This window comes from Corynebacterium hansenii (genome assembly GCF_030408795.1).
Taxonomy (GTDB): domain Bacteria; phylum Actinomycetota; class Actinomycetes; order Mycobacteriales; family Mycobacteriaceae; genus Corynebacterium; species Corynebacterium hansenii.
This window is the reverse complement of record NZ_CP047211.1, coordinates 2,209,585-2,231,111: the sequence shown is the minus strand read 5'-3', so window position 1 is coordinate 2,231,111 and position 21,527 is coordinate 2,209,585. Positions and strand designations below refer to the sequence as shown.

19 protein-coding genes and 1 riboswitch are annotated in these 21,527 nt (G+C 71.7%); of the genes, 7 read left to right on the top strand and 12 right to left on the bottom strand.

Annotation, left to right across the window (positions count from 1 at the left end; translation table 11 throughout):
- Nucleotides 1–104 precede the first annotated feature (104 nt).
- A complete protein-coding gene (locus CHAN_RS09735; protein ID WP_290289252.1) occupies nt 105–1,025 on the top strand; it encodes a diacylglycerol kinase in 921 nt (306 codons plus the stop codon).
- 396 nt (nt 1,026–1,421) lie between these two features.
- A complete protein-coding gene (locus tag CHAN_RS09730; protein WP_290289250.1) occupies nt 1,422–1,577 on the top strand; it encodes a hypothetical protein in 156 nt (51 codons plus the stop codon).
- Between the two features lie 66 nt (nt 1,578–1,643).
- Here the strand turns inward: CHAN_RS09730 and CHAN_RS09725 are convergent, their stop codons facing one another.
- The 9 genes from CHAN_RS09725 to CHAN_RS09685 all read right to left on the bottom strand — a co-directional run bounded on the left by CHAN_RS09725 (nt 1,644) and on the right by CHAN_RS09685 (nt 12,185).
- Complete coding sequence (locus CHAN_RS09725) at nt 1,644–3,560, bottom strand: ABC transporter ATP-binding protein (RefSeq protein WP_290289248.1); 1,917 nt, start codon at nt 3,558–3,560, stop codon at nt 1,644–1,646.
- A gap of 91 nt (nt 3,561–3,651) precedes the next feature.
- Nucleotides 3,652–5,706: a heavy metal translocating P-type ATPase gene (locus CHAN_RS09720; RefSeq protein ID WP_290289245.1), complete on the bottom strand. Its 2,055-nt coding sequence runs from the start codon at nt 5,704–5,706 to the stop codon at nt 3,652–3,654.
- Nucleotides 5,703–6,125: a Cd(II)/Pb(II)-sensing metalloregulatory transcriptional regulator CmtR gene (gene cmtR / locus CHAN_RS09715; protein WP_290289243.1), complete on the bottom strand. Its 423-nt coding sequence runs from the start codon at nt 6,123–6,125 to the stop codon at nt 5,703–5,705. The genes CHAN_RS09720 and cmtR overlap by 4 nt, the downstream gene beginning before the upstream one ends.
- Nucleotides 6,126–6,193: 68 nt before the next feature.
- Nucleotides 6,194–6,688, bottom strand: a complete 495-nt coding sequence (locus CHAN_RS09710; RefSeq protein WP_290289241.1) for a hypothetical protein — start codon at nt 6,686–6,688, stop codon at nt 6,194–6,196.
- 16 nt (nt 6,689–6,704) lie between these two features.
- A riboswitch (SAM riboswitch) is annotated at nt 6,705–6,835 on the bottom strand.
- Nucleotides 6,836–6,881: 46 nt separating this feature from the next.
- Nucleotides 6,882–8,342, bottom strand: a complete 1,461-nt coding sequence (locus tag CHAN_RS09705; RefSeq protein WP_290289239.1) for a maltokinase N-terminal cap-like domain-containing protein — start codon at nt 8,340–8,342, stop codon at nt 6,882–6,884.
- Nucleotides 8,339–10,105, bottom strand: coding sequence for a maltose alpha-D-glucosyltransferase (treS, locus tag CHAN_RS09700; protein ID WP_048741566.1), 1,767 nt, complete (start codon nt 10,103–10,105; stop codon nt 8,339–8,341). Before treS ends, CHAN_RS09705 begins: the two co-directional genes overlap by 4 nt.
- A gap of 75 nt (nt 10,106–10,180) precedes the next feature.
- Complete coding sequence (locus CHAN_RS09695) at nt 10,181–10,678, bottom strand: PH domain-containing protein (RefSeq protein WP_290289231.1); 498 nt, start codon at nt 10,676–10,678, stop codon at nt 10,181–10,183.
- Nucleotides 10,679–10,722: 44 nt separating this feature from the next.
- Nucleotides 10,723–11,703, bottom strand: a complete 981-nt coding sequence (locus CHAN_RS09690; RefSeq protein ID WP_290289227.1) for a PH domain-containing protein — start codon at nt 11,701–11,703, stop codon at nt 10,723–10,725.
- A complete protein-coding gene (locus CHAN_RS09685; RefSeq protein WP_290289225.1) occupies nt 11,700–12,185 on the bottom strand; it encodes a PH domain-containing protein in 486 nt (161 codons plus the stop codon). The genes CHAN_RS09690 and CHAN_RS09685 overlap by 4 nt, the downstream gene beginning before the upstream one ends.
- 74 nt (nt 12,186–12,259) lie before the next feature.
- Between CHAN_RS09685 and CHAN_RS09680 the strand changes: the two genes are divergently transcribed.
- Nucleotides 12,260–12,472: a hypothetical protein gene (locus CHAN_RS09680; protein WP_290289223.1), complete on the top strand. Its 213-nt coding sequence runs from the start codon at nt 12,260–12,262 to the stop codon at nt 12,470–12,472.
- Nucleotides 12,473–12,682: 210 nt separating this feature from the next.
- Entirely contained in the window at nt 12,683–13,822 is a 1,140-nt protein-coding gene (locus CHAN_RS09675) for a DUF8462 domain-containing protein (RefSeq protein WP_290289221.1), read from the top strand.
- A 98-nt stretch (nt 13,823–13,920) separates the two neighbouring features.
- Here the strand turns inward: CHAN_RS09675 and CHAN_RS09670 are convergent, their stop codons facing one another.
- The gene (locus CHAN_RS09670) at nt 13,921–15,360 is read right to left on the bottom strand and encodes a carboxylesterase family protein (RefSeq protein WP_290289218.1); all 1,440 of its coding nucleotides are present in this window, start codon (nt 15,358–15,360) and stop codon (nt 13,921–13,923) included.
- 55 nt (nt 15,361–15,415) lie between these two features.
- On the opposite strand from CHAN_RS09670, the gene CHAN_RS09665 reads away from it, so the two are divergent.
- Nucleotides 15,416–16,312, top strand: a complete 897-nt coding sequence (locus CHAN_RS09665) for a DUF1266 domain-containing protein (protein WP_290289215.1) — start codon at nt 15,416–15,418, stop codon at nt 16,310–16,312.
- 59 nt (nt 16,313–16,371) lie between these two features.
- Here CHAN_RS09665 and CHAN_RS09660 read toward each other — a convergent pair whose 3' ends face one another.
- On the bottom strand, nt 16,372–17,391 hold the full coding sequence (locus tag CHAN_RS09660) for a hypothetical protein (protein ID WP_290289214.1): 1,020 nt from the start codon (nt 17,389–17,391) through the stop codon (nt 16,372–16,374).
- A gap of 90 nt (nt 17,392–17,481) precedes the next feature.
- Between CHAN_RS09660 and CHAN_RS09655 the strand changes: the two genes are divergently transcribed.
- Complete coding sequence (locus tag CHAN_RS09655; protein WP_290289212.1) at nt 17,482–19,713, top strand: M3 family metallopeptidase; 2,232 nt, start codon at nt 17,482–17,484, stop codon at nt 19,711–19,713.
- 11 nt (nt 19,714–19,724) lie between these two features.
- On the top strand, nt 19,725–19,967 hold the full coding sequence (locus tag CHAN_RS09650) for a hypothetical protein (protein WP_048741608.1): 243 nt from the start codon (nt 19,725–19,727) through the stop codon (nt 19,965–19,967).
- Between the two features lie 165 nt (nt 19,968–20,132).
- On the opposite strand, the gene brnQ is transcribed toward CHAN_RS09650, so the two are convergent.
- Nucleotides 20,133–21,515, bottom strand: coding sequence for a branched-chain amino acid transport system II carrier protein (gene brnQ / locus CHAN_RS09645; protein WP_290289209.1), 1,383 nt, complete (start codon nt 21,513–21,515; stop codon nt 20,133–20,135).
- Between the last annotated feature and the right edge of the window lie 12 nt (nt 21,516–21,527).

The following is a 21,527-nucleotide window of genomic DNA, read 5'->3' as shown; positions in this document are numbered from 1 at the left end:
GCGCGCGGCTCGAAATCACATGGGGCAAAACCGCGATCGGCCCCCGCGCGGCACCCGAATCCTGGCACACTGGAGCCGTGACGTTTGATCCTGAAAAGTATCCCATGGACTGGGTGGACATCGGGGCCGTCGCCCTGGTCACCAACCCGCGCGCCGGCCATGGCCGCGCGTCGCATGCCGCCGAGCGGGCGATGGCGCGGTTCACCGAGCGCGGCGTGACGGTCGTCGCCGTGCAGGGCCGCGACGAAGCCGCGTCGCGCGACCTGTTGGCCGAGGTCGCGGCCGATGAGCGCGTCGATGCGCTCGTGGTCGTCGGCGGCGACGGCATGATCAACCTGGCGTTGCAGGTCCAGGCGGGGACGGGGCTGCCGTTGGGCATCATCCCCGCCGGCACGGGCAACGACCACGCCCGCGAGTACCGTCTGCCCACCTCGCCGGAGGCCGCGGCCGACGTCGTCGCCGACGGATTCGCCATCACCACAGACCTCGGCCGCATCACGGCCGACGACGGCACGTCGCGGTGGTTAGGCACGGTCATGTGCTCCGGCTTCGACTCGCTGGTGTCGGACCGGGTCAACAACATGTCCTGGCCGCACGGCCGCATGCGGTACAACCTGGCCATCGTCGCGGAATTCCTCAATTTCCGCGCCCTGCCGTTCCGCATCACGCTTGACGACGGCACCGTGCTCGACGATCCCGTGACCTTGGCGGCGTTCGGCAATACCCGCAGCTACGGCGGCGGGATGAAGATCTGCCCGGCGGCGGATCACGCCGACGGCCTGCTCGACGTCACGGTGATCGGCAAGGCGTCGCGGACGAAGGCGGCGATGACGTTCTCCAAGGTCTTCACGGGGGAGCACGTCGAGGTCGACGAGGTCACGGTCCACCGGACCCGCAGCGCACGAGTGGAGTTCCTCGGCGGCGGAGCCCACCGGGCCTACGCCGACGGCGACGTCATGGCGACGCTGCCGGTCACCGTCGAGGCCGTGCCGGCGGTCGGGCGCTACATCGTGCCCCGGCCCTGATCGTCCCGGTTCGGGGGAGGTAGGCGGTCCCGCCGAAGAACCCCCTCCGTCCCGCTTCGGACTAGGTCGGCCGTCCCGCCGGAGAACCCCTTCCGTCCCGCTTCCGGAAAAACGTTGGCCCCGTCGCCGAAATAGACTAAGCTGTCCATTAGTCGCCGGAAAGCATCCGGCCGCCCGCCGGACACCCGGCCAGGGCCACGCCACATCGACGGAAGGGAGCACCCGATGGTCCACGCGAACATTCATCGTGCGGTTCCGTCGTCGTCGATGCGCCGCTGTCATCCGTCCGCGCCGCGACCGTAGCGCGCCCCTTCTCGGGTCCCACGGTTGCCGCGCGGACGTCGCCGTCGCAAAGCGAAAGACAGCCCGCCGCACCGATGACCCGGAGACCTCCCCATGACCGCCGCACTGGCCGCCCCCGACGCCCTCGAGCACGACGCCGCCGACTCCTTCACCTTCGCCGACTACGTCACCCTCTTCGCCTACGACGGACCCCGCCGGCCCGTGATCCTGGGCGACGAGCTGGTGACCTGGGTAGACGGGGCCTCGTAGCCGTCCGCTCGCCCCGCGTCGGCGCGGCGACGCTCCGCATCCGTGCCGCGCCCCGGCCGGTGGCGCCTAGACTTCCAGGCCGTACTTCTTCAGCCGCCTGCGGTCGGCCGCCGACGCCGACGCGGTGAGCTTGAGTAGCTCGGCGTAGATGCCGCCCGACACCGCCAGCTCGGCGGGGGAGCCGACCTCGCCGACGCGGCCGCGGTCCAGCGTGACGATCGTGTCGACGTTGGAGATCGTGGACAGGCGATGGGCGATGATGATGGTCGTCCGGCCCTCCATGAGCTGCTCCAGGCCGCGCTGCACCTCTCGCTCGGCCTTCGTGTCCAGGGCGGAGGTCGCCTCGTCGAGGAGCAGCACGGGCGCGTCCTTCAGGATCGCCCTGGCGATGGCCACGCGCTGCTTCTGCCCGCCGGACAGCTTCAGCCCGCGTTCGCCGATGGTGGTGTCGTAGCCGTCGGGGAAGCGGCGGATGAACCCGTCGGCGTTGGCGCGGCGGGCGGCGTCGCGGATCTGCTCGTCGGTGGCGTCGGGGCGGCCGTAGGCGATGTTCTCGCGGATGGTGCCGGAGAACAGCGCGGCGTCCTGGAAGACCACGCCCACCGAGTCTCGCAGCGCGTCGGTGTCCACGTCGCGGACGTCGGCGCCGCAGACCTCCAGCGTGCCGCCGGTGGGCTGGTAGAACCCGAGGATCAGGTTGACCAGCGTGGACTTGCCGCTGCCGGATTCGCCGACGAGCGCGACCTTTTCGCCGCGGTCGGCGTGGAAGGTCACGCCCTCGAGGACGGGGTTGCCTTCCTCGTAGGCGAAGGAGACGTCGTCGAGCGAGATGACCGGCGAGCCGTCCTCCGGCGGGGCCAGGCGCTTCGGTGCGCGGGCGGGGGTGGCGCCGGCCGCGGTGGCGCCGCGTTCGGCTCGCGTGCTTTGCGACGTCCCGGCGCCTTCCTTCGTCCCGCCATCCGTGGCGGCGGCTGCGACGAGTTCCTTCGGGGCGGACTCCTCGGAATCCAGTGCCATGACGTCGAAGTAGTCGCGGGAACCGGCGACGGCGCGCTGGGCGGCGTCGACGAGGAAGCTCATCATCGTCGCCGGCTGGCGGGCCATGTTGACCAGCTGGATGAGCATGACCATCGTGCCGATGGAGAAGTCGCCGTGCAGGGTGCGCAGGAACAGCAGAAGGTAGATGCCGAAGAAGATGGCGTTGAGGATGCCCCCGCGCAGCGCGTCCATCCGGTGCCACCAGGTCGATTGCTCGCGGGTGAGGTCGACCGTGGCGTCGTAGTGCGCGGCGAAGTCGCGGACCTCGCGGGTCTCGGCGGTGAAGGAGCGGACGACCTTGACCTGGCCGACGACCTCGGCGAAGCGGCCGCCGGCGACGTCGATGCGGGCGTTCTTCCGGCCCTCGATCTTCTGCCAGCGCTTCGACGTCAGCGCCGTCAGCCACATGTACGTGGGGAAGACCAGCGCCAGCAGCAGCGCCAGCGGCCAGTAATGCCAGCCCGTGATGCCGAGCACCGCGAAGACGGTGAGCAGCATGGGGAAGAAGTTGTTGGAGAACGACTGCAGGAACTGCGTGACGTTGGTGATCGACCGTTCCAGGCGGGCGATGATCGTGCCCGTCACCTGGTCGTCGAAGTACCTCTGGGGCAGCGACAGGAGCTTGGCGAAGTAGCGGGTGGACAGGATCTCGCGCATGCGCGCCGTCATGACGTCGCCGAGGTAGCCGCCGATGTTGTGCACGATCGTCTGCACCAGGTCGGCGACGAGCAGGCCGATGCCCAGCCAGATGATCGCGGTCGCCGCCCGCGAGATGGTGTCCGGGTCGCCGGCGCCGACGGCGTCGACGATGGTATCCGTGGCATCGCGGATGAGGAACGGGCTGACCAGCGCCGCGATGGCGGTGGCGATCGAACTGACGATGATGCCCACGTAGAAGGGCCACAGCACCTTCGTGGTGCCGAGGATTCGGGCCAGATAGTGCACGGGGTTCTCCTTGTTGGGTGGGCAAGGGCGCCAATTCAATGCAACCCCGCGGACGCCCCGGGTATTCCGTCCGGGGGTCTACCGGACAAGTTCAGAGCCCCTGCGGCACCGTCTTCGCCCGCGCCGCGCGGAGCCCGTTGAGGATGACCACGACCTCGGCGACCTCGTGGATCAGCACCACCGCCGCCAGGCCCAGCACCCCGGTCAGCGCCAACGGCAGCAGCCCGCCGATGATGAGCAGCGACAGGCCGATGTTCTGCTCCATGATCCGCCGGCCGCGGCGGGCGTGCGCCAGAGCCTGGGGGAGCAGGCGCAGGTCATGGCCCGTGAAGGCGACGTCGGCGGATTCCACGGCGGCGTCGGAGCCGGTGGCGCCCATCGCGATGCCGACATCGGCCGAGGCGAGCGCCGGGGCGTCGTTGATGCCGTCGCCGATCATGGCGACGCCGCCGCGCCGGCCGCGCCGATGGGGCCGATCGGACCCGCCCAGTTCCGCCACGGCGTCCGACTTGTCGCGCGGGGCGAGTTCGGCGCGGACGTCGTCGATGCCGGCGGCCGCCGCCAGCGCCCGTGCCGCGCGGCGGTTGTCCCCGGTGAGCATGGTGACCCCGATGCCCGCCCGCTTCAGCGCGGCGATCGCGCCGGCGGCCTCCGGGCGCAGTTCGTCGCGCACCGCGATCGCGCCGACCGGGGCACCGTCGCGGTGGACGATGACCACGGTGTTGCCCTCGGCTTCGAGGCGGGCGACGTCGTCGCCGAGGTCGCCGGGATCGAGGCTGCGCGGATTGCCGACTGCGATGGCCGCGCCGCCGACGGTTCCCGTGAGCCCGATGCCGGGGCGCTCCGCGACGTCGACCGCCGCCGGGAGAGCGGGGTCTTCCGCGGTGGCGCCCACGATGGATCCCGCGTCGGGGATCGTGGTCCGCGCCGCCGCACCAGCATCCCGCGCCGCCGCACCGGCAATGATCGCCGCCGCGAGCGGATGCGAGGAATGCCGTTCCAGGGCGGCCGCCCACCCGAGCACGTCGGAGGCGCCGTAGCCGCCGTCGACTGCCGCCGCGGACACCGCCACCTCGGTGACGGTCGGCTCATTGCGGGTGAGCGTGCCCGTCTTGTCGATGGCGACGTGCCCGACCGCCCCCAGTCGCTCGAAGGCGGCGCCGGACTTCACCACGACGCCGAAGCGGCTGGCCGCGCCGATCGCGGAGATCACCGTCACCGGAACGGAGATGGCCAGCGCGCACGGCGACGCCGCGACCAGCACCACCAGCGCGCGGGTGATCCACTCGAGGGGGTCGCCGAACGCCGCGCCGAGGATCGCCACCGCGGCGGCGAGCACCAGCACGCCGGGCACCAGCGGCCGGGCGATGCGGTCGGCGATCCTGGCGCGCCGGCCCTTCTCCGCCTGGGCGTTTTCCACCAGCGCCACCACGGCCGTCAGTGAGTTGTCGTCGCCGGGCGCGGTCGCCGTCACCGAGATGGGGGAGCCGACCGCGATGACGCCGGCCATCACCGCGTCGCCCGCGGCCAGCTCCACCGGGATGGACTCTCCGGTGACGGACGACGAATCGATGGTCGCGTGGGCGTCGTCAAGCACGGAATCGGTGGGCACCCGCCCACCCGCCGGCACCGCCAGCCGCATGCCGGGCCGGACCCGGCGGGCGGGGATCGTGCGGCGCGAGCCGCAACCCGGATCGACGACGGTGGCGGTGTCGGGGATGAGGGACAGCAGCGAGCGCAGGCCGCGGCGGGCGCGGTCCATCGCCTTGTCCTCGAGGGCCTCCGAAATCGAATAGAGAAACGCGAGGGCAGCGGCCTCGGCGACGTAACCCAGGGCGACCGCGCCGACGGCGCTGATGGTCATGAGCAGGCCGATGCCCGCGCGGCGATGCCGGACGAGGCCGGTCAGCGCGCCGGGCACGAACGTCGACGCGCCGAGCAGCAGCGCGGCCCAGTACAGGGCGAGCGGGGCAATTCCGGCGGTGGGATCGGCGTGGCCGATCGCGAACGCCGCGACCAGGGCGACGCCGGAGAACACGGGGACCAGCACCTCGCGGTCGCGCCACCACGGGGTCGGCGGGGCCTCCGGCTCCGAGAAATCGAGGGGTTCCGGGGCGTCGTGGGAGCAGCCGCACGCGGAGGTCATCGGCGGGCCTCCGGCTGCGCTGCGGTGGCGCCCGCGGCGTCGTTCGTGGCGGTGGCGTCGTCACCGGCGTCGCCCGTGCCCCCGCATCCGCTCACCGTGCACCCGGGATCGAGGCAGGGCGCGTCGGCGTCGACGGCGAGCGTGACGTCGAGGAGGTCGTTGAGCGCCTGCCGCAGGTGCGGATCGGCGATGTCGTACCTGGTCCGGCGGCCTTCCGGGGTCGCGAAGATGATGCCGCAATCCCTCAGGCAGGCCAGATGGTTGGACACGTTCGTGCGCGTCAGCCCGAGCTCTTCGGCGAGCTCGCCAGTGTAGGCGGGGCCGTCGAGCAGGGTCATGAGGATGCGCGACCTCGTCGGATCGGCCATGGCGCGGCCGAGCCGGTGCATGACGTCGAGGCGCGGGGCAATGGTCAGCATGCGCTGACCGTAGCACCCGTCAGCATTTGCTGACCTATCGCGGTCGGCGGCCCGTGGCGAGCCCCCGCTCAGTCGATGATGTGGCACACCGCCGAATCGGTCCACCACGTCCCGTTGCCCGGACGCCGGACCCACAGGCGGCGCGGGGCCGGCCCGGGCGCGACATCCCCGTCGAGCAGGACGTCGGTGGCGGTGCGCGTCGACCAGCGGAACAGTCCCTCGCGGAAGAAGTGCAGGCGGCGGCCGCCGGCGTCGCACAGGATCAGGGTCTCGCCGTCCCCGGAACTCGTGAGTCCCTCGACCGTCGCGTGCAGCGCTCCTGCCGGGGGAGCCTCCGGTGCGGCGATCGGCTCCGGGTAGGCGGGGCGCAGGGTGGGATCGCTTGACGACGTCCCGCCGCCCGGATGGGCGCCGCCGTTGCGCCGGTGCCACGTTGCGGCGAATCGGAGCCTGCGGGCATCGGGGCCGTCTTTGGGTGAATCCGCGGCAGCGGCGGGATCGTGTGGCGAATCCGCGGCTGCGGCGGGGTCGTGCGGATGGGTGGCGTGGATGGTCGTGCGCATGTCGGGCGTCCTCCCGGTCGAGTTCTTCCGACCGCCGCAAGTCGCGGCGGTGGCCGGTCTTCCCGGGAGGGCACCGTGGCTCGGACCGCGGTTGCCGTGCGGCGATGAAGTCCCGGGGCCTTGTGAAGCCCGCCGCAACTCTGGACCTGCCGCCACTATAGACCAAGCGGTCTATAAAGTGTCAAGGGCGCCGCTACACCGCGTCCCCGGGCTCGAGCAGCCGCGCCACCGCGGCCAGCGGCAGCTCCAGCCACCCCGGCCGGTTCTGCGCCTCGTACAGGCACTCGTAGATGGCCTTGTCCAGGATGAACGCATCCAACAGCGCGGCCTCGTCCCGCGGGTCGCGACCCGACGTCGACGCATAGCCGTCCAGGAACGCCCCGACGTTGCGCTCCGCCCACTCGTGGACGCGGTAGCGCTGTTGGCGGGAATCCTCGCGGCCCGTCAGCAGCGGGTAATGCGCCGCGTAATCGAAGGAGCGCACCATGCCCGCGACGTCGCGCAGCGGATGGTCCGGCAGCCGGCGCTCGTCCCACGGCCGCGACGGCTCGCCCTCGAAGTCGATGAGCAGCCAATGCCGCGGCGTGCGCAGCACCTGACCCAGGTGCAGGTCGCCGTGGATGCGCTGCACCGGCACGCCATCCGCGTCGACCGAGGCGGCCGCCTTGGCGAAGATCTCTTCCGCGGGGTCGTAAAGCTCCTTGACCTGGGGGACGAGCCCCGCCACGTGCTCCAGTCGCGCCCGCATCGGCGCGACCAGCTCCTCGCCCGACACCCGGCGGCGCACCGGCACGGTCGCCGCGAGGTTGTCGTGGACCTCCGCCACCGCGGCGCCCAGCGCCGCGGACTCGACGCCGAAATCGGTGCCCAGGTCCTCCGGCTGGAGGTCGCCCTCGCGGATGATGTCGCGCACCGACGTCAGGGCCATCGACCAGCCGTCGGCGGAATTCGGCACGAACTCCTGCAGCATCGACGTCGTGTACGCCTCGCCGCCGACCTCCAGCTCCGTCCACCCGTACAGGTGCGGGACCGACCAGCACTCGGCCGCCGACAGCGCCGCCAGCAGCTCGACGTCGGCGTTCGTGCCCGGGTGGAGGCGGCGGAAGAACTTCACCATCACCACGTCGTCGTAGATGACGGAGGTGTTCGACTGCTCCACGCCCATCGGCCGGCCCTTCTCCGGCGCGGCCAGCTCGGCGCCCGGCACGCGGTGGAGCGTCATCGGCCCCAGCGCGCCCTCGGCCGCCAGCGTCGTGCCCAGCGCCGTCACGGCAGCCGGATCGACCAGGGCGTCGTAGCCGAGCACGCCCTCGCCGGCGACGAGCAGCGCGTCCTCGTGGCCCTCGGGCAGCGAGTCGCCCCACGCGATGGGCAGCAGGTACGCGGGGGCGGCATCGCCGCAATGCACCCGCACGAACAGGATGTCCACGTCCGGGGACTCCGCGTCGCCGCGGACGGCCGGTTCGCGCACCAGAATCTCCAGACGGTCGATCCCGGTGGCCTTGTCGGCGAAGAACCGCTGCGCGGGCAGCGTCCGGACCAGCTCCGAGGCGATCAGGTCGACGTCGGGCAACTCGATGCCGGAAGCGTCCGGGCCGGCCGACGCGCCGCCGCGGGCGCCCTGGGTGGGGTTAGCGTTTCCGTTGTCGTTCATCGATTCGCCTCTCGCTCGTCGGAATCATCGGCCCTGCCGGCGGTCGCCGCCACCGGAGCGTCGGAAATGGCCTGCGCCACGGGCACCGTCGGGGCCGCCGACGACGCGGTGATCACCGGCGCCTCCGGCGGGGTCTGCAGCTCGAACCAGTAGAAGCCGTGGCCCGGCAGCGTGACCTGGTACGGTTCCGCGCCGATCTCGGGGAACGGCACGGAGCCGGTCAGCTCCACCGGCGTGGCGTCGGCGAACTCCGACAGGTCGAGCTTCACGGCCTGCGGGTACTTGGACAGGTTGTTGACGCACAGCAGGCGTTCGTCGTCGTGTTCGCGCAGGTACGTGAGCACCGACGGGTTGTCGTTGTCGAGCTCGCGGAAATCGCCCAGCCCGAAGGCCCGGTACTTCTTGCGCACGTGCACCATCCGCCGCACCCAGTTGAGCAGGGAGTTCGACGAGCTCATTTGGCTTTCGACGTTGATGCCCTGGTAGCCGTAGGTCGGGTCCTGGATGGCCGGCAGGTACAGGCGGCCGGGATCGCAGCGGGAGAATCCGGCGTTGCGGTCCGGCGACCACTGCATCGGGGTGCGCACGGCGTCGCGGTCGCCGAGCCAGATGTTGTCGCCCATGCCGATCTCGTCGCCGTAGTACAGCACCGGCGAACCGGGCAGCGACAGCAGCAGGGCGTTGAACAGTTCCAGCTGGTTGCGGTCGTTTTCCAGCAGGGGCGCCAGCCGGCGGCGGATGCCGATGTTCGCCTTCATCCGCGGGTCCTTCGCGTACTCGGCGTACATGAAGTCGCGCTCGGCGTCGGTGACCATCTCCAGCGTCAGCTCGTCGTGGTTGCGCAGGAAGATGCCCCACTGCGCCGACGACGGGATGTCGGGCGTCGAGTCGAGGATCTCCGAGATGGGGAAGCGCGACTCGCGGCGCACGGCCATGAAGATGCGCGGCATCAGCGGGAAGTGGAACGCCATGTGGCATTCGTCGCCGCCGACCTCCGGGTCGCCGAAGTACTCGACCACGTCCTCCGGCCACTGGTTGGCCTCCGCCAGCAGCACGCAGCCGGGGTATTCCTCGTCCATGACGGCGCGGCACTTCTTCAGGAACTCGTGCGTCTCCGGCAGGTTCTCGCAGTTGGTGCCCTCGCGTTCGTAGAGGTAGGGCACGGCGTCGAGGCGGAAGCCGTCGATGCCCAGGTCGGACCAGAAGCGCAGGACGTCGATCATGGCCTCCTGCACGGCCGGGTTGTCGTAGTTGAGGTCCGGCTGGTGCGAGAAGAACCGGTGCCAGTAGTACTGGCCGCGCACGGGGTCGTAGGTCCAGTTGGAGTCCTCGGTGTCCACGAAGATGATGCGCGCGCCCGAATAGGTGTCGGGGTCGTCGGTCCACACGTAGAAGTCGCCGTAGGGCCCGTCGGGGTCCATGCGGGACTGCTGGAACCATTCGTGGGTGTCCGAGGTGTGGTTCATCACCAGGTCGGTGATCACGCGGATGCCGCGGGCGTGGGCTTCCTCCAGCAGCAGGCGGAAGTCCTCGACGGTGCCGAACTCCGGCAACACGGCGCGGAAGTCGCGGATGTCGTAGCCGCCGTCGCGCAGCGGCGAGTCGTAGAACGGCGGGAGCCACAGGCAGTCCACGCCGAGCCACTGCAGGTAGTCGAGTTTTTCCCGCAGTCCGTTCAGGTCTCCCGAACCGTTGTGGTCGGAGTCGTTGAACGCGCGCACGAGAACCTCGTAGAACACTGCGCTTCGATACCAGTCATGCATGATGACCAGCGTAGGGAAACGCCGGTCAACTCGCAGACGGCCGATGCCGGGCCGTCCCGGACCGCTTTGCGACGGCTATGCGCCGCGCCGTTCGTCCAGCACCCGGACCAGGCGCGCGGCGTCGTCCGGCGCGAGCTGTGCCGCGGTGACGGAGACGGGGCCACCGACGAGGTCGATGCGGACGTCGACGAGCGACAGCGCCCGCGACAGGGGCCCCTGTCGCAGGGTGCGGCCCTGGATGCGCGACCAGGGGAGGACCGCCCGGCGGCGGCGCAGCCGGCCGGAGGTGACCACCAGCGCCCGCGGGGTGATGCGCACGGTCTGGTTGCGCCAGTCGATGGGGGACAGCCATACGGCGCGCCGCGGCGACGCCCACCGGGCTTCGGAGGGCTGGTGGCGCTGCCCCGTGATGCGGCCGATGAGGCCGTCGACCACGGCATCGGCTTCGGCCAGCGGCGCGACCGGCAGGAGGGTCGTGGATACGTCCGAGCCTTCGCCGGCGTAACCGGCGACGTTGATGCGCACGGTCGCCCAGTGCAGCGGCCGCCACCAGGCGGGTTCGACGATCTGCATCGCGTGGATCCGTCGGACGGGGATGGTCTGGCGGCGCGTCGACGTCAGGCGGCGCTGATGTGGAGGCGACCGGCGGCGTCGTCGGCGGACAGGGTGAAACCGTGGAATTTGTTCCACCTCTGCCACGCCGACGCGACGATGCCGGCGAAAAACACCGCGATGCCGATGAACGACGTGCCGGCGACGGCGCCGATGGCCAGTGCCACGGCTTCGCCGAGCGTGACGCCCCCGCCGAGGCCGAAAGCGGTCGTCGCCGCGAAGGCGGCGCCGACGAAGACCACGGGCAACGCCAGCAACAGCAGTCCGGGGCCGATGATCGCCGACCCGAACAGGCGCGGCGGCGGGACCGGGCCGTGGAGGACCGTCGCGGAGCCGGGGGCCGGGCTCACGGCCGCGCCCCAGTCGCCGGTGGTGAACGGGTCGTCGTCCGTGTCGTGGAAGTGCGTGTCGTGGATTCCCGCGGCCGTGTCTCCCGCGTCGCCCGCAGTGTCCCGTTTCGCCTCGAGCACCGCGGCGCGCACCGCCCGGCAGTCGTCCAGGGGGAGGAAGCGGATGGTCAGGTCCGAGTGGTCGCCGCCGGCGGTTTCCACCTTCACTTCGCCGAGCCCCGCCAGTCGCGCCAGCAGCGGTTGGTTGACGTCGACCGCCTGCACGCGGTCGAACCGGGCGGTGCGGCGCGACCTGATCAGCCACCCCGAGCCGATCCGGACCTCGTCGTCGGCGAGCTCGAAGAACCGGTGGCGCCAGGACACCCATGACGCGACTGCGGTGATGGCGAGGACCAGCACCGAGATGCCCGTGGCCGACAACCAGAGGAGCGGGCCCGTACCCGTGGCCAGCTCGATCAGATCGCCCGCGAAGGTCGCCTGCTGGACCACGTTGAACGCGATGATGGCGATGATCGCCGCCAGCGCCCGTGCGCCGGCCAGCAGCGGGGTGAGGGGGTGGACCCGGCGGCGGCCGGGCCCGATCGGGCCCCCGTGGCCGTCGGAAGGGCCCGCGGGCCGGGGTTCGGGGTGGGTCACAGCCCCGCCATTCTCTCGCGGGCGCGGCCGGAGAGGCGCTCGCGCAGGGCGCGGGCCTCGGCGCGCGGGATCCCCGAAAGCTGTGCGTCGGACGACGCGGACGCGGTGTTCAGCTTCACGGTGGCCAGGCCGAACGCGCGCAGGAGCGGGCCCTCGTCGATGTCGATGAACTGGATGCGCCCGTAGGGGACCACCGTGACCGAGCGCCACCACCGGCCGCGGGCGACGATCATGTCCTCCGCGTCCTCCCGGTAGCGGTGGGCCGACACCTGGCGGCCGATGATCCAGAGAGTCCACGCGAACGCCGCCGCGACCAACGCCACGGCGATCCACGACAGCGGGTGCAGGAACACGGCCGCCGCCGTCGCCGCGATGAGCGGCGGGAGGAACCAGATGGCCGCCGAGATGCGGCGCACGGCCGCGAGTTTCGGGGACACTGGGGTCAATTCGGGATCATCCGGATCCAGCAGGTCGAGCGCCATGGGATTGAAGCTAGCAGCAGCCGGGGATCGGCGGCGGGTGAGTGGAGGCCGCTCGATTTCGGCATGATGGGGGCATGGAACCGCAGCGACGAGACGACGATCCCGCCCCGCGATGGGACGGCAGCCCCGATCCGCGCCCGATGCATGAGCGCGGCGGGCCCGATGACGATCCGCACGGCGACAACCTCTTCATGAAGTACCGCGGCCTGTGGGCCGTGCTGATCACGCTGATCACCCTGCTGGCGTGCTGGCAGATCCTGCAGATCGCCCTCGACGCGGGGTTCTGATCGGCTCCGCGGATTCGGCGCCACCGGCGGTGCACCGCGAAAACGGTCCCCATCGCGGGACGGCGGATATAACGTCTCTAACGTCGACCCGCAGATCTAACGGATCTAACGGAGAAATGAAGATCTAACGGATCTAACAAAACGTCGCCAAGCACAACCCAACCGACGACCCCGGGGCGCGGCGACGCCCCGACGACAGGAGCGCCGACGATGGCCGAGCACCCGCGCCCACGCAACCCCTTCCGCCCGACGTTCGGGGTATCGCCGCAGGTCCTGGCCGGTCGTGACCGGCTTCTCGAGGATTTCGAGCTCGCCCTGGCCGAGGGGCCGGGCAGCCCCTACCGGGCGATTCTCGTCAGCGGGTCGAGGGGCATCGGCAAGACCGTCCTGCTCAACGAGCTCGAGGACGTCGCCCGCGGCCGGGGATGGGTGATCGCGCGGGCGCACGTGGGTGAATCGCTCGTCGACGACCTCGTGCGCACCACGTTGCCGGCGCTCATCGCGGACATCGCGGATGAGCCGCCCCGCCGCGCGGTCACCGGCGCGTCGATCACCGGGCTCGGCTCCATCACCGTGTCCGCGCCCGCCGACGACAGGCCGGCGCCGACCCTCATCGGCCGCCTGCGCGAGGTTTCGGAGCTGCTCCGCGCCCGCGGCACGGGACTGCTGATCACCGTCGACGAGGTCCAGAGCGCGGACCCGGCGGCCATGAAGACGCTGGCGATCGCCTACCAGGACCTGATCCGCGACGATTTCGACGTCGCCTTCGCCGCCGCCGGCCTGCCGCGCGGCATCGACGAATTGCTCCAGCTGGAGGGCACGACCTTCCTCCGCCGCGCCGAACGCCTCGAGCTCGGCCCCGTCGACCGCGACGCCGCCATCGACGCCCTCGCGCGCACCTCCGCCGACGGCGGCATCCCCATGGACGGCGCCGCCGCGGCCGCGGCGGCGGACATCTCGCGCGGGTACCCGTACCTGATCCAGCTGGTGGGCTCGCTGGCGTGGGCGCGGGCCTCGCTTGACGACGGCACGGCGATAACCCGGTCCGACGTCGCCGCGATCCGCGACCGCGCCATCGAGCGCATGGGCGCCCAGGTGCACAGGCCATCGCTGCGGGAAGTGCCCGACGGCGAGCGCATCGTGCTGGAGGCGATGGCCGACATCATGGCGGAGACCGGGGAAGATTCCGCGGCAACCGGCGAGATCGCCGAGCGGCTCGGCCTGACTCCGCAGGGGTTGTCGCCCCGGCGGGCGCGGCTCATCGAACGGGAATTGGTCCGGGCCCCGCAGTTCGGCCGGCTCGAGTTCGCGCTGCCGTACTTCGCCGAGTACCTGCTGTCGCTGCGCTGAGGAATCGGGTGCCGGAATAGGCGGCGGAACGGGACGCCGGATTGGGGCGCCGGAATGGGCCCGAATCCGGTGCCGGAATCCGTTTCCGCAATCCGGCGTCAGCGTTTGCCGAACATGGCCCGGACCCCGCCCCACGGGTCGGGTTCGTCGGCTTCGACGGCCTCGTGGCCGCCGCCGTACCAGATGCGGCCGGTGCGCTCGGGCGCCGAATACCGGGGCCAGCCGGGGTCGCCCGTCCGGATGAACGACAGAACCTCGCCGTGGTACGGGTGGCCGTCCTCGCGGCCGAAGAAGCGCGTGAGGTCGACGCAATGCGGCGCGCCGTCGGTCACCTTCCCATCGGGGCCGATGCCCGTGCCGCGCCCGGGCCGGAACTCGCCCACCCACGTCGGCGTACCCGCGGCCGCGGAGGAATCCGCGACCGCCACGGCACTGGCCCGGATGGAGGCATCCGAGATCACCCCGCCGATCGGCCGGTCGCCGGCCTCCGGCGGCAGCGGCCCCGTCCCGCCGTGCGCCGCGCCGATGATCCTGGCCAGGAACCTGTTTCCCGGCAGCCGATCGGCCGCGACGAGGGGCGGCGCGAAGTGGAACTCCTCGCTCGTGGCGGTCACCAGCAACGGCAGCCGGGGCCGGATCTCGCGGATGCGCGGTCCCACGGCCGTGTCCGTCGGCGCCACGGCCGCGAGGAGCCGGTAGGCGCGGTCGGTGATCTCCGGCGACGGAGCCCCGTCCGGGCCGATTCCTCCGATGCGGCCGAGGGCCCGTCGCAAAGCACCGCCCGAACCCCTGGACAACCCGGGCGACATGGCGATGACCCGGTGCACGAGGCCCTCCGACCGCGGGTCCGAGGCCAGCGCCAGGGCCAGGCCCGCGCCCGCCGACTGCCCGGTCAGCGTCACGTTGCCCGGGTCCGCGCCGAACGCGGGGGCGTTGTCGCGCACCCACCGAAGCGCCAGGATCAGATCATCGACCGCCCGGTAGGGGGCGGCGCCGGGTTCGCCGACGCGGCCCTCGCCGGCCTTCCGCCAGAATCCGTCGAGCCGCTTGCGGTAACCCAGGGACACGGTGACGATGCCCTCCTCGGAGAAACGCCGGCCGCTGCACCACGGCTCGGAGGGGTGGCCCTCCTCGAAACGGCCGCCGTGGATCCACAGGAGGATCGGGCGGGAACCCCACGGGTGCGGGTCGGCTGCGGTCCGGCCGACGTCCCCCGCGGCCTCTTCGCCCCCGGGCGCGCGGAGCCCCGCCAGCGGCGCGGTGAGGGTCAGCTGCATGTGGCCGACGCCCTCGCGAAGAGGGGTGCCGGACCCGTCGCCGACGGGATCGCCGATGGGGGCGCGGCCGTCGTGGGGGCCCGGGGGCACCGGCGACGACGGGCCGAAGGGGGCGGCGGTGGCGTAGGGGATCGTGTGGATCTGCAGCACCCCGCCGCGCACCCGCCCCGTCAGTGGCCCGGCCGGGGCATCGACGGTGAACGTGTCGGAGGCGGTGCCGCAATCGGGCGCGGCGCCGGGGGAGGTGCGGGATTCGTCCATGGATTCAGGGTAGGACCTCGGCGCGGGCGACGGGCGGCACTTACCATCGGCGACCATGGCATTGTTTTCGCGCTTGAAGAACGGCGGCCCCCCGCGCACGACGATGTTCCTCGGCGAGGACCCGCGGGGTCCGGACGAGGAGATGGAATTCACCTGGTCCGGCGCCCCGCTCGACGACGAATCGATCCGCGCCCTGGCCACCGGCCTGCAATTCGCCTTCTCCTGGCGCGCGGACAACGATCGGCTGCACATGCTGCCGGGCACCCGCGAACGTGAGGCGGAGATCTCCGCGTGGATCGACATGCTCCACGAATGGTGGGGAGCCACCGACGGGGAGTCGATCCGCGCCACGGTTCGCAATCTCCAGTCCGGGTTGAACTCCCCGTTCTACGAGGTGGTCAACCCCCTGGTCACGGAAGCGCTCGCCGACGACGTCCACCCGACGCACCGCAACAGCCTCCAGGCGAGGCATCTGGATTTCCTGGCCGGGGTCGAACGGTTCCACGGCCGCCCGCCGGGCTTCTTCGCCGACGATTACCGCGCCTGGATCCAGGTGCTGCGCGCGGGCGGCGCCGAGTGCGTCGGCGGGGAATTGCCGTCGCACATCATGGGGTGGGACCTCATGCGCGCGGCCATGCTCGCCCGCGGCGGGGCGACGGTCGGCTACATCGAGGACGCCGAAGCATGGGACATGCTCGCGCAGAACCTGGAGCTCGCGCGCAGCTACTACGCCAACTGGGGCCAGTACGCCCGCGGGTACGTCGTCGGGCACATGTTCTGGGCGTCGCAGACCGACGTCGCCACGGCCATCGGCGACACGAGGGGGCGCGCGGAGAGCATGGTGCGGTGCCTGGAAACCGCCCTGAGCCCGTGGCGGCGCGTGGCCCTGCATGAGGGGACGCCGTTCCACGGGGTCGACGAGTGGACGTCGTTCGAGCCGACGCGGCGGTGACGGCGGCGGGGCGGTGATGGTGACGCGGCGGTGACAGCGGCAGTGACGGCGGCGCGGCGTCAGAATCCGGCGGTCCAGTAGACGCCGGACATCTTCGCGTCGAATTCCTCCTCGCCGATGGTCCCGGCGCGTGCCGCCAGCACGAGTTCCTCCCACGTGCGGAACGCGTCCGCGGGCGACGGCTCGGACTGCAGGGTCGCCCCGACCCGCCTGCGGCGCCGGACGGCGTAGCGCAATGCCGCGACGATCCGCTCGACGTCACGCCAATGGGCGTGGCCGACGCCGATGAAATGGTCCTCCTGCGTGGTCTGCAGGATTTTCACGGCCGACGCCCGTTCGCCTTCGTTGGCCACCGGTTCCACGGAATGGACGGCATCGACGGGGAACTCGTGGGCGGCGGGCCTGCCGGAGATCGCGTGGACGAAGAGCACCCGGGTGGTGGTCACGGCCAGGATCCCCGGGTTGTCCGCGTGGGTGGCGGCCATGACCTCGAGGACCACTTCGTCCGGCCGGGGATAGTGGCGCAGGTGGGCCAGCCCCGCCGTCGCGTGGGCGTCCCCGTGCGCCATCCGCTCGATCGCGGCGGCGAGATCGGCGCGCGGAGCCTTCGGGCGGGCCGAGTCCGGCGGCGGGGGAACGGTGGGCACGGTGTCGCCGGCGTCCGGCTGCGCGACCCGCAGCCGGGCCGACCCGGCGTGGATGGCGGAGCGGATCGCGCGGACGTCGTCGACGGCGTCCGGCGGCAGGTGCATGCGCAGCGGCGACCAGCCGGAGGGGCCGGCGCCGACGTCGGCCTCCGGATCGCGCAGGATGATGTCCAGCGCCAGCACGTGCTCGGGTGCGGCCGCTCCGTCGCCGTCGTGGCCGCCCGTCTCGGAGGGCAGTTCGTGCATGGTCCACGCCGTGCGCAGCACCTCGTCGACGCGCACGTCGAGGACGACGTCCGGGCCCTCCATGTCGGCGTCGCCCAGCCGGATCATCCGCAGCCGATCGCCCCGCACCTCCACGAGGGCGTCGCGTGCGTGTGCGACGATGCCGTCGGAAAGCGGTCGTCTGCGGTAGCGGTTCCCGTCGCCCATGTTTCGGTCGGACTCCCGTCGGTCGGCGTTCGATTCGCGGCCCACGATAGCGGCGAGGCGCCGCGGGCGTCGGCGCTATGGTGGGTGCCCATGAACCCAACGTCCCCGAACACCGCAGCCGACAATCCGCTGCTCGCCCCCTCGGACCTGCCCTACGGTCTGCCGGACTTCGCCGCCATCCGCGACGAGCACGTCATTCCCGCGTTCCGCACCGCGTTCGTGGACCATGACGCGGAAATCGCCGCGATCGTCGGCAACCCCGAGGCGCCGACCTTCGCCAACACCCTGGAGGCGCTCGAGGCGTCGGGCCGTCTGCTGGAGCGGGTCGCCGCGTATTTCTTCAACGTCGCCGGGACCGATGCGACCGACGAGCGCCTGGCCATCGAGGCGACGATCGCCCCCGAGCTGGCCGCGCACCTGGACGGGGTGCGGCTCAACGAGGGCCTGTGGGCGCGGATCAAGCGGGTCGCGGAGCTTTGCGACGGCCCGGCCGACGCCGAATCCGGCGTGCCGGAGCTCGACGACGAGGCGCGCCGGTTGCTGGACAAGGTCGTCCGCGACTTCCGGCGGGCCGGCGCGGATCTCGATGACGAGGGCAAGAAGCGCCTGAAGGAGACCAACTCCCGCCTGTCCGAGCTGTCGACGGCGTTCGGCGAGAACCTGCTGGCGGACACCAACGATCGCGCCGTCGTGGTCACCGAGGAATCCGACCTGGCCGGGCTGTCGCAGTCCGCGAAGGACAACCTCGCCCGGGCCGCCCGCAAGGCCGGCCGCGAAGACGGCTGGCTGATCCCGCTGGACCTGCCCAGCGTGCAGGCGATCCTCTCCGAGCTGGAGTCCCCGGACACCCGCGCCCGCGTCTACGCAGCCTCCATCGCGCGCGGCACCGGCGAGGGCCACGACAACCGCCCGGTGCTGCTGGAGGAGGTGCGCCTGCGGGCCGAGCGCGCGCGGCTGCTGGGGTACGGCACCCACGCCGACTACGTCATCGACGACGAGACCGCGGGCGACGCGGCGGCCGCCAAGAAGTTGATCACCGACCTGGCCCCGGCGGCCGTCGCCAATGCCGAAGGCGAGTACAAGCGCATCGCCGACCTGGCCGCCGAGGAGGCGGGCTCGGATGTCGAGGGCGCCGACGACGTCGGCGCACCGGATTGGCCGTACTGGGCCGAGCGGCGCCGGGCCGAGGAGTTCGCCGTCGACGGCGAGAAGCTCAAGGCGTACTTCCCGCTGGACCGGGTGCTTCGCGACGGCGTCTTCCACGCGGCGAAGAAGCTCTACGGCATCGACGTGGTCCCGCGCGAGGACCTCGTCGGCTACGCCCCGGGCGTGACCGTGTGGGAGGTGCGCGACGAGGGTTCCGCGGCCGCGACCTCGGCTGAGACTTCGACTGCGGCTGCTGAAACCGGCACCGGCACCGACGCGGACACCGGCACCGACGCGGTCACCGGCACCGACACCGGCATCGGGCTCATCCTCACCGACTTCTTCGCCCGCCCGACCAAGCGCGGCGGCGCGTGGATGAGCTCCTTCGTCGACCAGTCGCATCTGCTGGGGACCAAGCCGGTGGTGGTCAACGTGCTCAACATCGCCGAACCGGCGGAGGGGGAGCAGGCGCTGCTGACGCTCGACGAGGTCACCACCCTCTTCCACGAGTTCGGCCACGCCCTCCACGGCCTGCTGTCCGACGTCCGCTACCCGCGCTTCTCCGGCACCAACGTGCCGCGCGACTTCGTCGAGTTCCCCTCGCAGATCAACGAGAACTGGGCGCTGGAGCCGTCGATCCTGGCCAACTACGCATTCCACGTGGACACCGGCGAGCCCATCCCCGGCGAGCTGGTCGAGGCGGTCAAGCGCGCCCGCACGGCCGGCGAGGGCTTCGCGACGGCGGAGTACCTCGCCGCATCCGCCCTGGATCTGGCCTGGCACTCGCTGTCTCCCGAGGAAGCGGAGGCGATCACCGACGTCGGGGAGTTCGAGCAGAACGCGCTGGAGGAGTTCGGCCTCGACGTGGCCAACCTCGCCCCGCGGTACCGCTCGACGTACTTCAACCACATCTTCGCGGGCGGCTATTCGGCGGGCTACTACTCCTACCTGTGGGCCGAGGCCCTCGACGCCGACGGTTTCGGCTGGTTCGCCGACAACGGCGGGGCCACCCGGGAGGGCGGCGACCGGTTCCGCGGCGCGATCCTCTCGCGCGGCGGCGCCATCGACTTCGCGGAGGCCTACCGCGAGTTCCGCGGCCGCGACAAGGACATCCGCCCGCTGCTCGAGCGCCGGGGCCTGGCCGGGGCCGACGTCTCCGCCGGGGGCGTCGGGTAAGGTGATCCGCCGTGTACGAAGCGCTCGAGGGAACCGTTGACGCGATCGGCCAGTGGCTGACGCAGTTGCCGGTGTTCGGGCAGACCATCGTGCTGCTGGCGTTCCTCGTGCCCGTCGGCGGGGCGGTGGCGTTCGCGTTCATCGGCCTGATCGACGTCGTCGTCGGCCGCATCTCCGGGCGCTGGGCCAAAAAGCGCCCGGGCCGAGGGGGCCGGGCGCGAATCGAATTGGCGGAGCACGACCCCGGCCGCTAACCGGAGCGCGGCAGCTCCGGCGCACGGCCCGGGCACGGAATCCCCCGCGTCGGGCGGGGCAGTCGAAGAGGAGATCCCCACATGCGGAAGTCACCGGTCAAGATCGCGCTCATCGTGCTGATCCTCCTTGTGATCGTCGCGGGCATCCTGTCGCAGATGTGAGCGTCAGGCGTGGACGTCGGCCGCCCGCGCGCCCTCCAACCCGGTTGACGCCGCAGGCTCGCCGGGCTCCGGCGCCGGCAGGCGATTGCGGAAGTCCGCGACCAGGCAGATGGCCAGCGCGATGACGGTGGGCAGGACCCACGACAGCGATTCCGCGTACAGCGGCAGATCCGCCAGGGCGGGCATCGCCGCGGCGGGGTCGACGTCCAGCGCGCGGGCCAGGTCGATGAGGGCGAACACGCCGGCCACGGCGACGGGCACCCGGTAGGACCACACCAGCCGGAACGGCAGCGCGGCCTGCAGCAGCGTCAGGAACACCAGCGCCACCGCCATCGGGTACAGGAAAACGTTGAGCGGGATGGCGATGCCGATGATCGTCTCCAACCCCAGGTTCGACATCAGCAGCCCCGCCAGGGTGAACGCGATGGCCCACGCGCGGAACCCGATGCGCGGGGTCAGCGACGAGAAGAACGCCGCGGTCGAGGTGATCAGGCCCACCGCCGTCGTCAGGCAGGCGAGCAGCACGATGAGGGCGAAGACCCACGCGCCGGCCGCGCCGAAAGCCCGGGTGGCGGCGTCGGAAAGCAGCAGCGCGCCATTGGTGTACTCGCCGTCGATGCCCTGGCCCAGGCGGCCCAGACCCAGATAGACGAGCCCCAGCAGAACCACGGCGACGACGCCCGCCAGGATCGACGACGTGACCACCTGGCGCTGCCGGCGGATGCCCCGCGACCGCAGCGAATCGATGACCACGATGCCGAACACCAGGGCGGCCAGGGAATCCATGGTCAGGTACCCCTCCAGGAAGCCCGCCGCGTACGGCGATCCCGCCCATTTCTGCGTCGGCTCGCCCGGCTCCGCGCCGAGCACCATCGAACCGACGACGACCAGCGCGACGATGAGGATCAGCAGCGCCGGCGTCAGCCACCGGCCCAGCGAATCGACGATGCCGCCGGGGCGCAGCGACAGCCATAGCGACAGCGCGAAGAACGCCGCAGTGAACGCGAACAGCGCCCACGCCGACGACGTCCCGGCCACGCCGGCGACGCCCGTCTCGAAGGCCACGTTGGCCGTGCGGGGGATCGCGTAGAGCGCGCCGATGGACAGGTAGACGGCGACGGAGAACACGAGGCCGAATGCGCGGCCCGCCCTCGAGGCGATGTCGACGATGCCGTTGCCGGACACCGACACGGCGATGACCGCCAGCGCCGGCAGCAGCACCGCCGTGGACAGGAAGCCGGCCATCGCCGGGCCGTAGGCGGTGCCCGCCTCGGTGCCCAGCTGCGGCGGGAAGATGAGGTTGCCCGCGCCGAAGAACATGGCGAACAACATGAGCCCCACGACGATGATCGTCGGGCCCGTGGAACGGGAGTCGTTGGTGGTCACGGGCCAATTGTC

Bases quoted from the DNA above. Each gene is read 5' to 3' on its own strand.
- CHAN_RS09665 (WP_290289215.1), top strand. From the start codon at position 15,416: ATGGCATTGTTTTCGCGCTTGAAGAACGGCGGCCCCCCGCGCACGACG.
- CHAN_RS09730 (WP_290289250.1), top strand. From the start codon at position 1,422: ATGACCGCCGCACTGGCCGCCCCCGACGCCCTCGAGCACGACGCCGCC.
- cmtR (WP_290289243.1), bottom strand. From the start codon at position 6,125: ATGCTGACCATTGCCCCGCGCCTCGACGTCATGCACCGGCTCGGCCGC.
- CHAN_RS09670 (WP_290289218.1), bottom strand. From the start codon at position 15,360: ATGGACGAATCCCGCACCTCCCCCGGCGCCGCGCCCGATTGCGGCACC.
- CHAN_RS09735 (WP_290289252.1), top strand. From the start codon at position 105: ATGGACTGGGTGGACATCGGGGCCGTCGCCCTGGTCACCAACCCGCGC.
- CHAN_RS09710 (WP_290289241.1), bottom strand. From the start codon at position 6,688: ATGCGCACGACCATCCACGCCACCCATCCGCACGACCCCGCCGCAGCC.
- CHAN_RS09675 (WP_290289221.1), top strand. From the start codon at position 12,683: ATGGCCGAGCACCCGCGCCCACGCAACCCCTTCCGCCCGACGTTCGGG.
- CHAN_RS09655 (WP_290289212.1), top strand. From the start codon at position 17,482: ATGAACCCAACGTCCCCGAACACCGCAGCCGACAATCCGCTGCTCGCC.
- CHAN_RS09705 (WP_290289239.1), bottom strand. From the start codon at position 8,342: ATGAACGACAACGGAAACGCTAACCCCACCCAGGGCGCCCGCGGCGGC.
- CHAN_RS09660 (WP_290289214.1), bottom strand. From the start codon at position 17,391: ATGGGCGACGGGAACCGCTACCGCAGACGACCGCTTTCCGACGGCATC.
- CHAN_RS09685 (WP_290289225.1), bottom strand. From the start codon at position 12,185: ATGGCGCTCGACCTGCTGGATCCGGATGATCCCGAATTGACCCCAGTG.
- CHAN_RS09695 (WP_290289231.1), bottom strand. From the start codon at position 10,678: ATGCAGATCGTCGAACCCGCCTGGTGGCGGCCGCTGCACTGGGCGACC.
- CHAN_RS09680 (WP_290289223.1), top strand. From the start codon at position 12,260: ATGGAACCGCAGCGACGAGACGACGATCCCGCCCCGCGATGGGACGGC.
- CHAN_RS09720 (WP_290289245.1), bottom strand. From the start codon at position 5,706: ATGACCTCCGCGTGCGGCTGCTCCCACGACGCCCCGGAACCCCTCGAT.
- treS (WP_048741566.1), bottom strand. From the start codon at position 10,105: ATGCATGACTGGTATCGAAGCGCAGTGTTCTACGAGGTTCTCGTGCGC.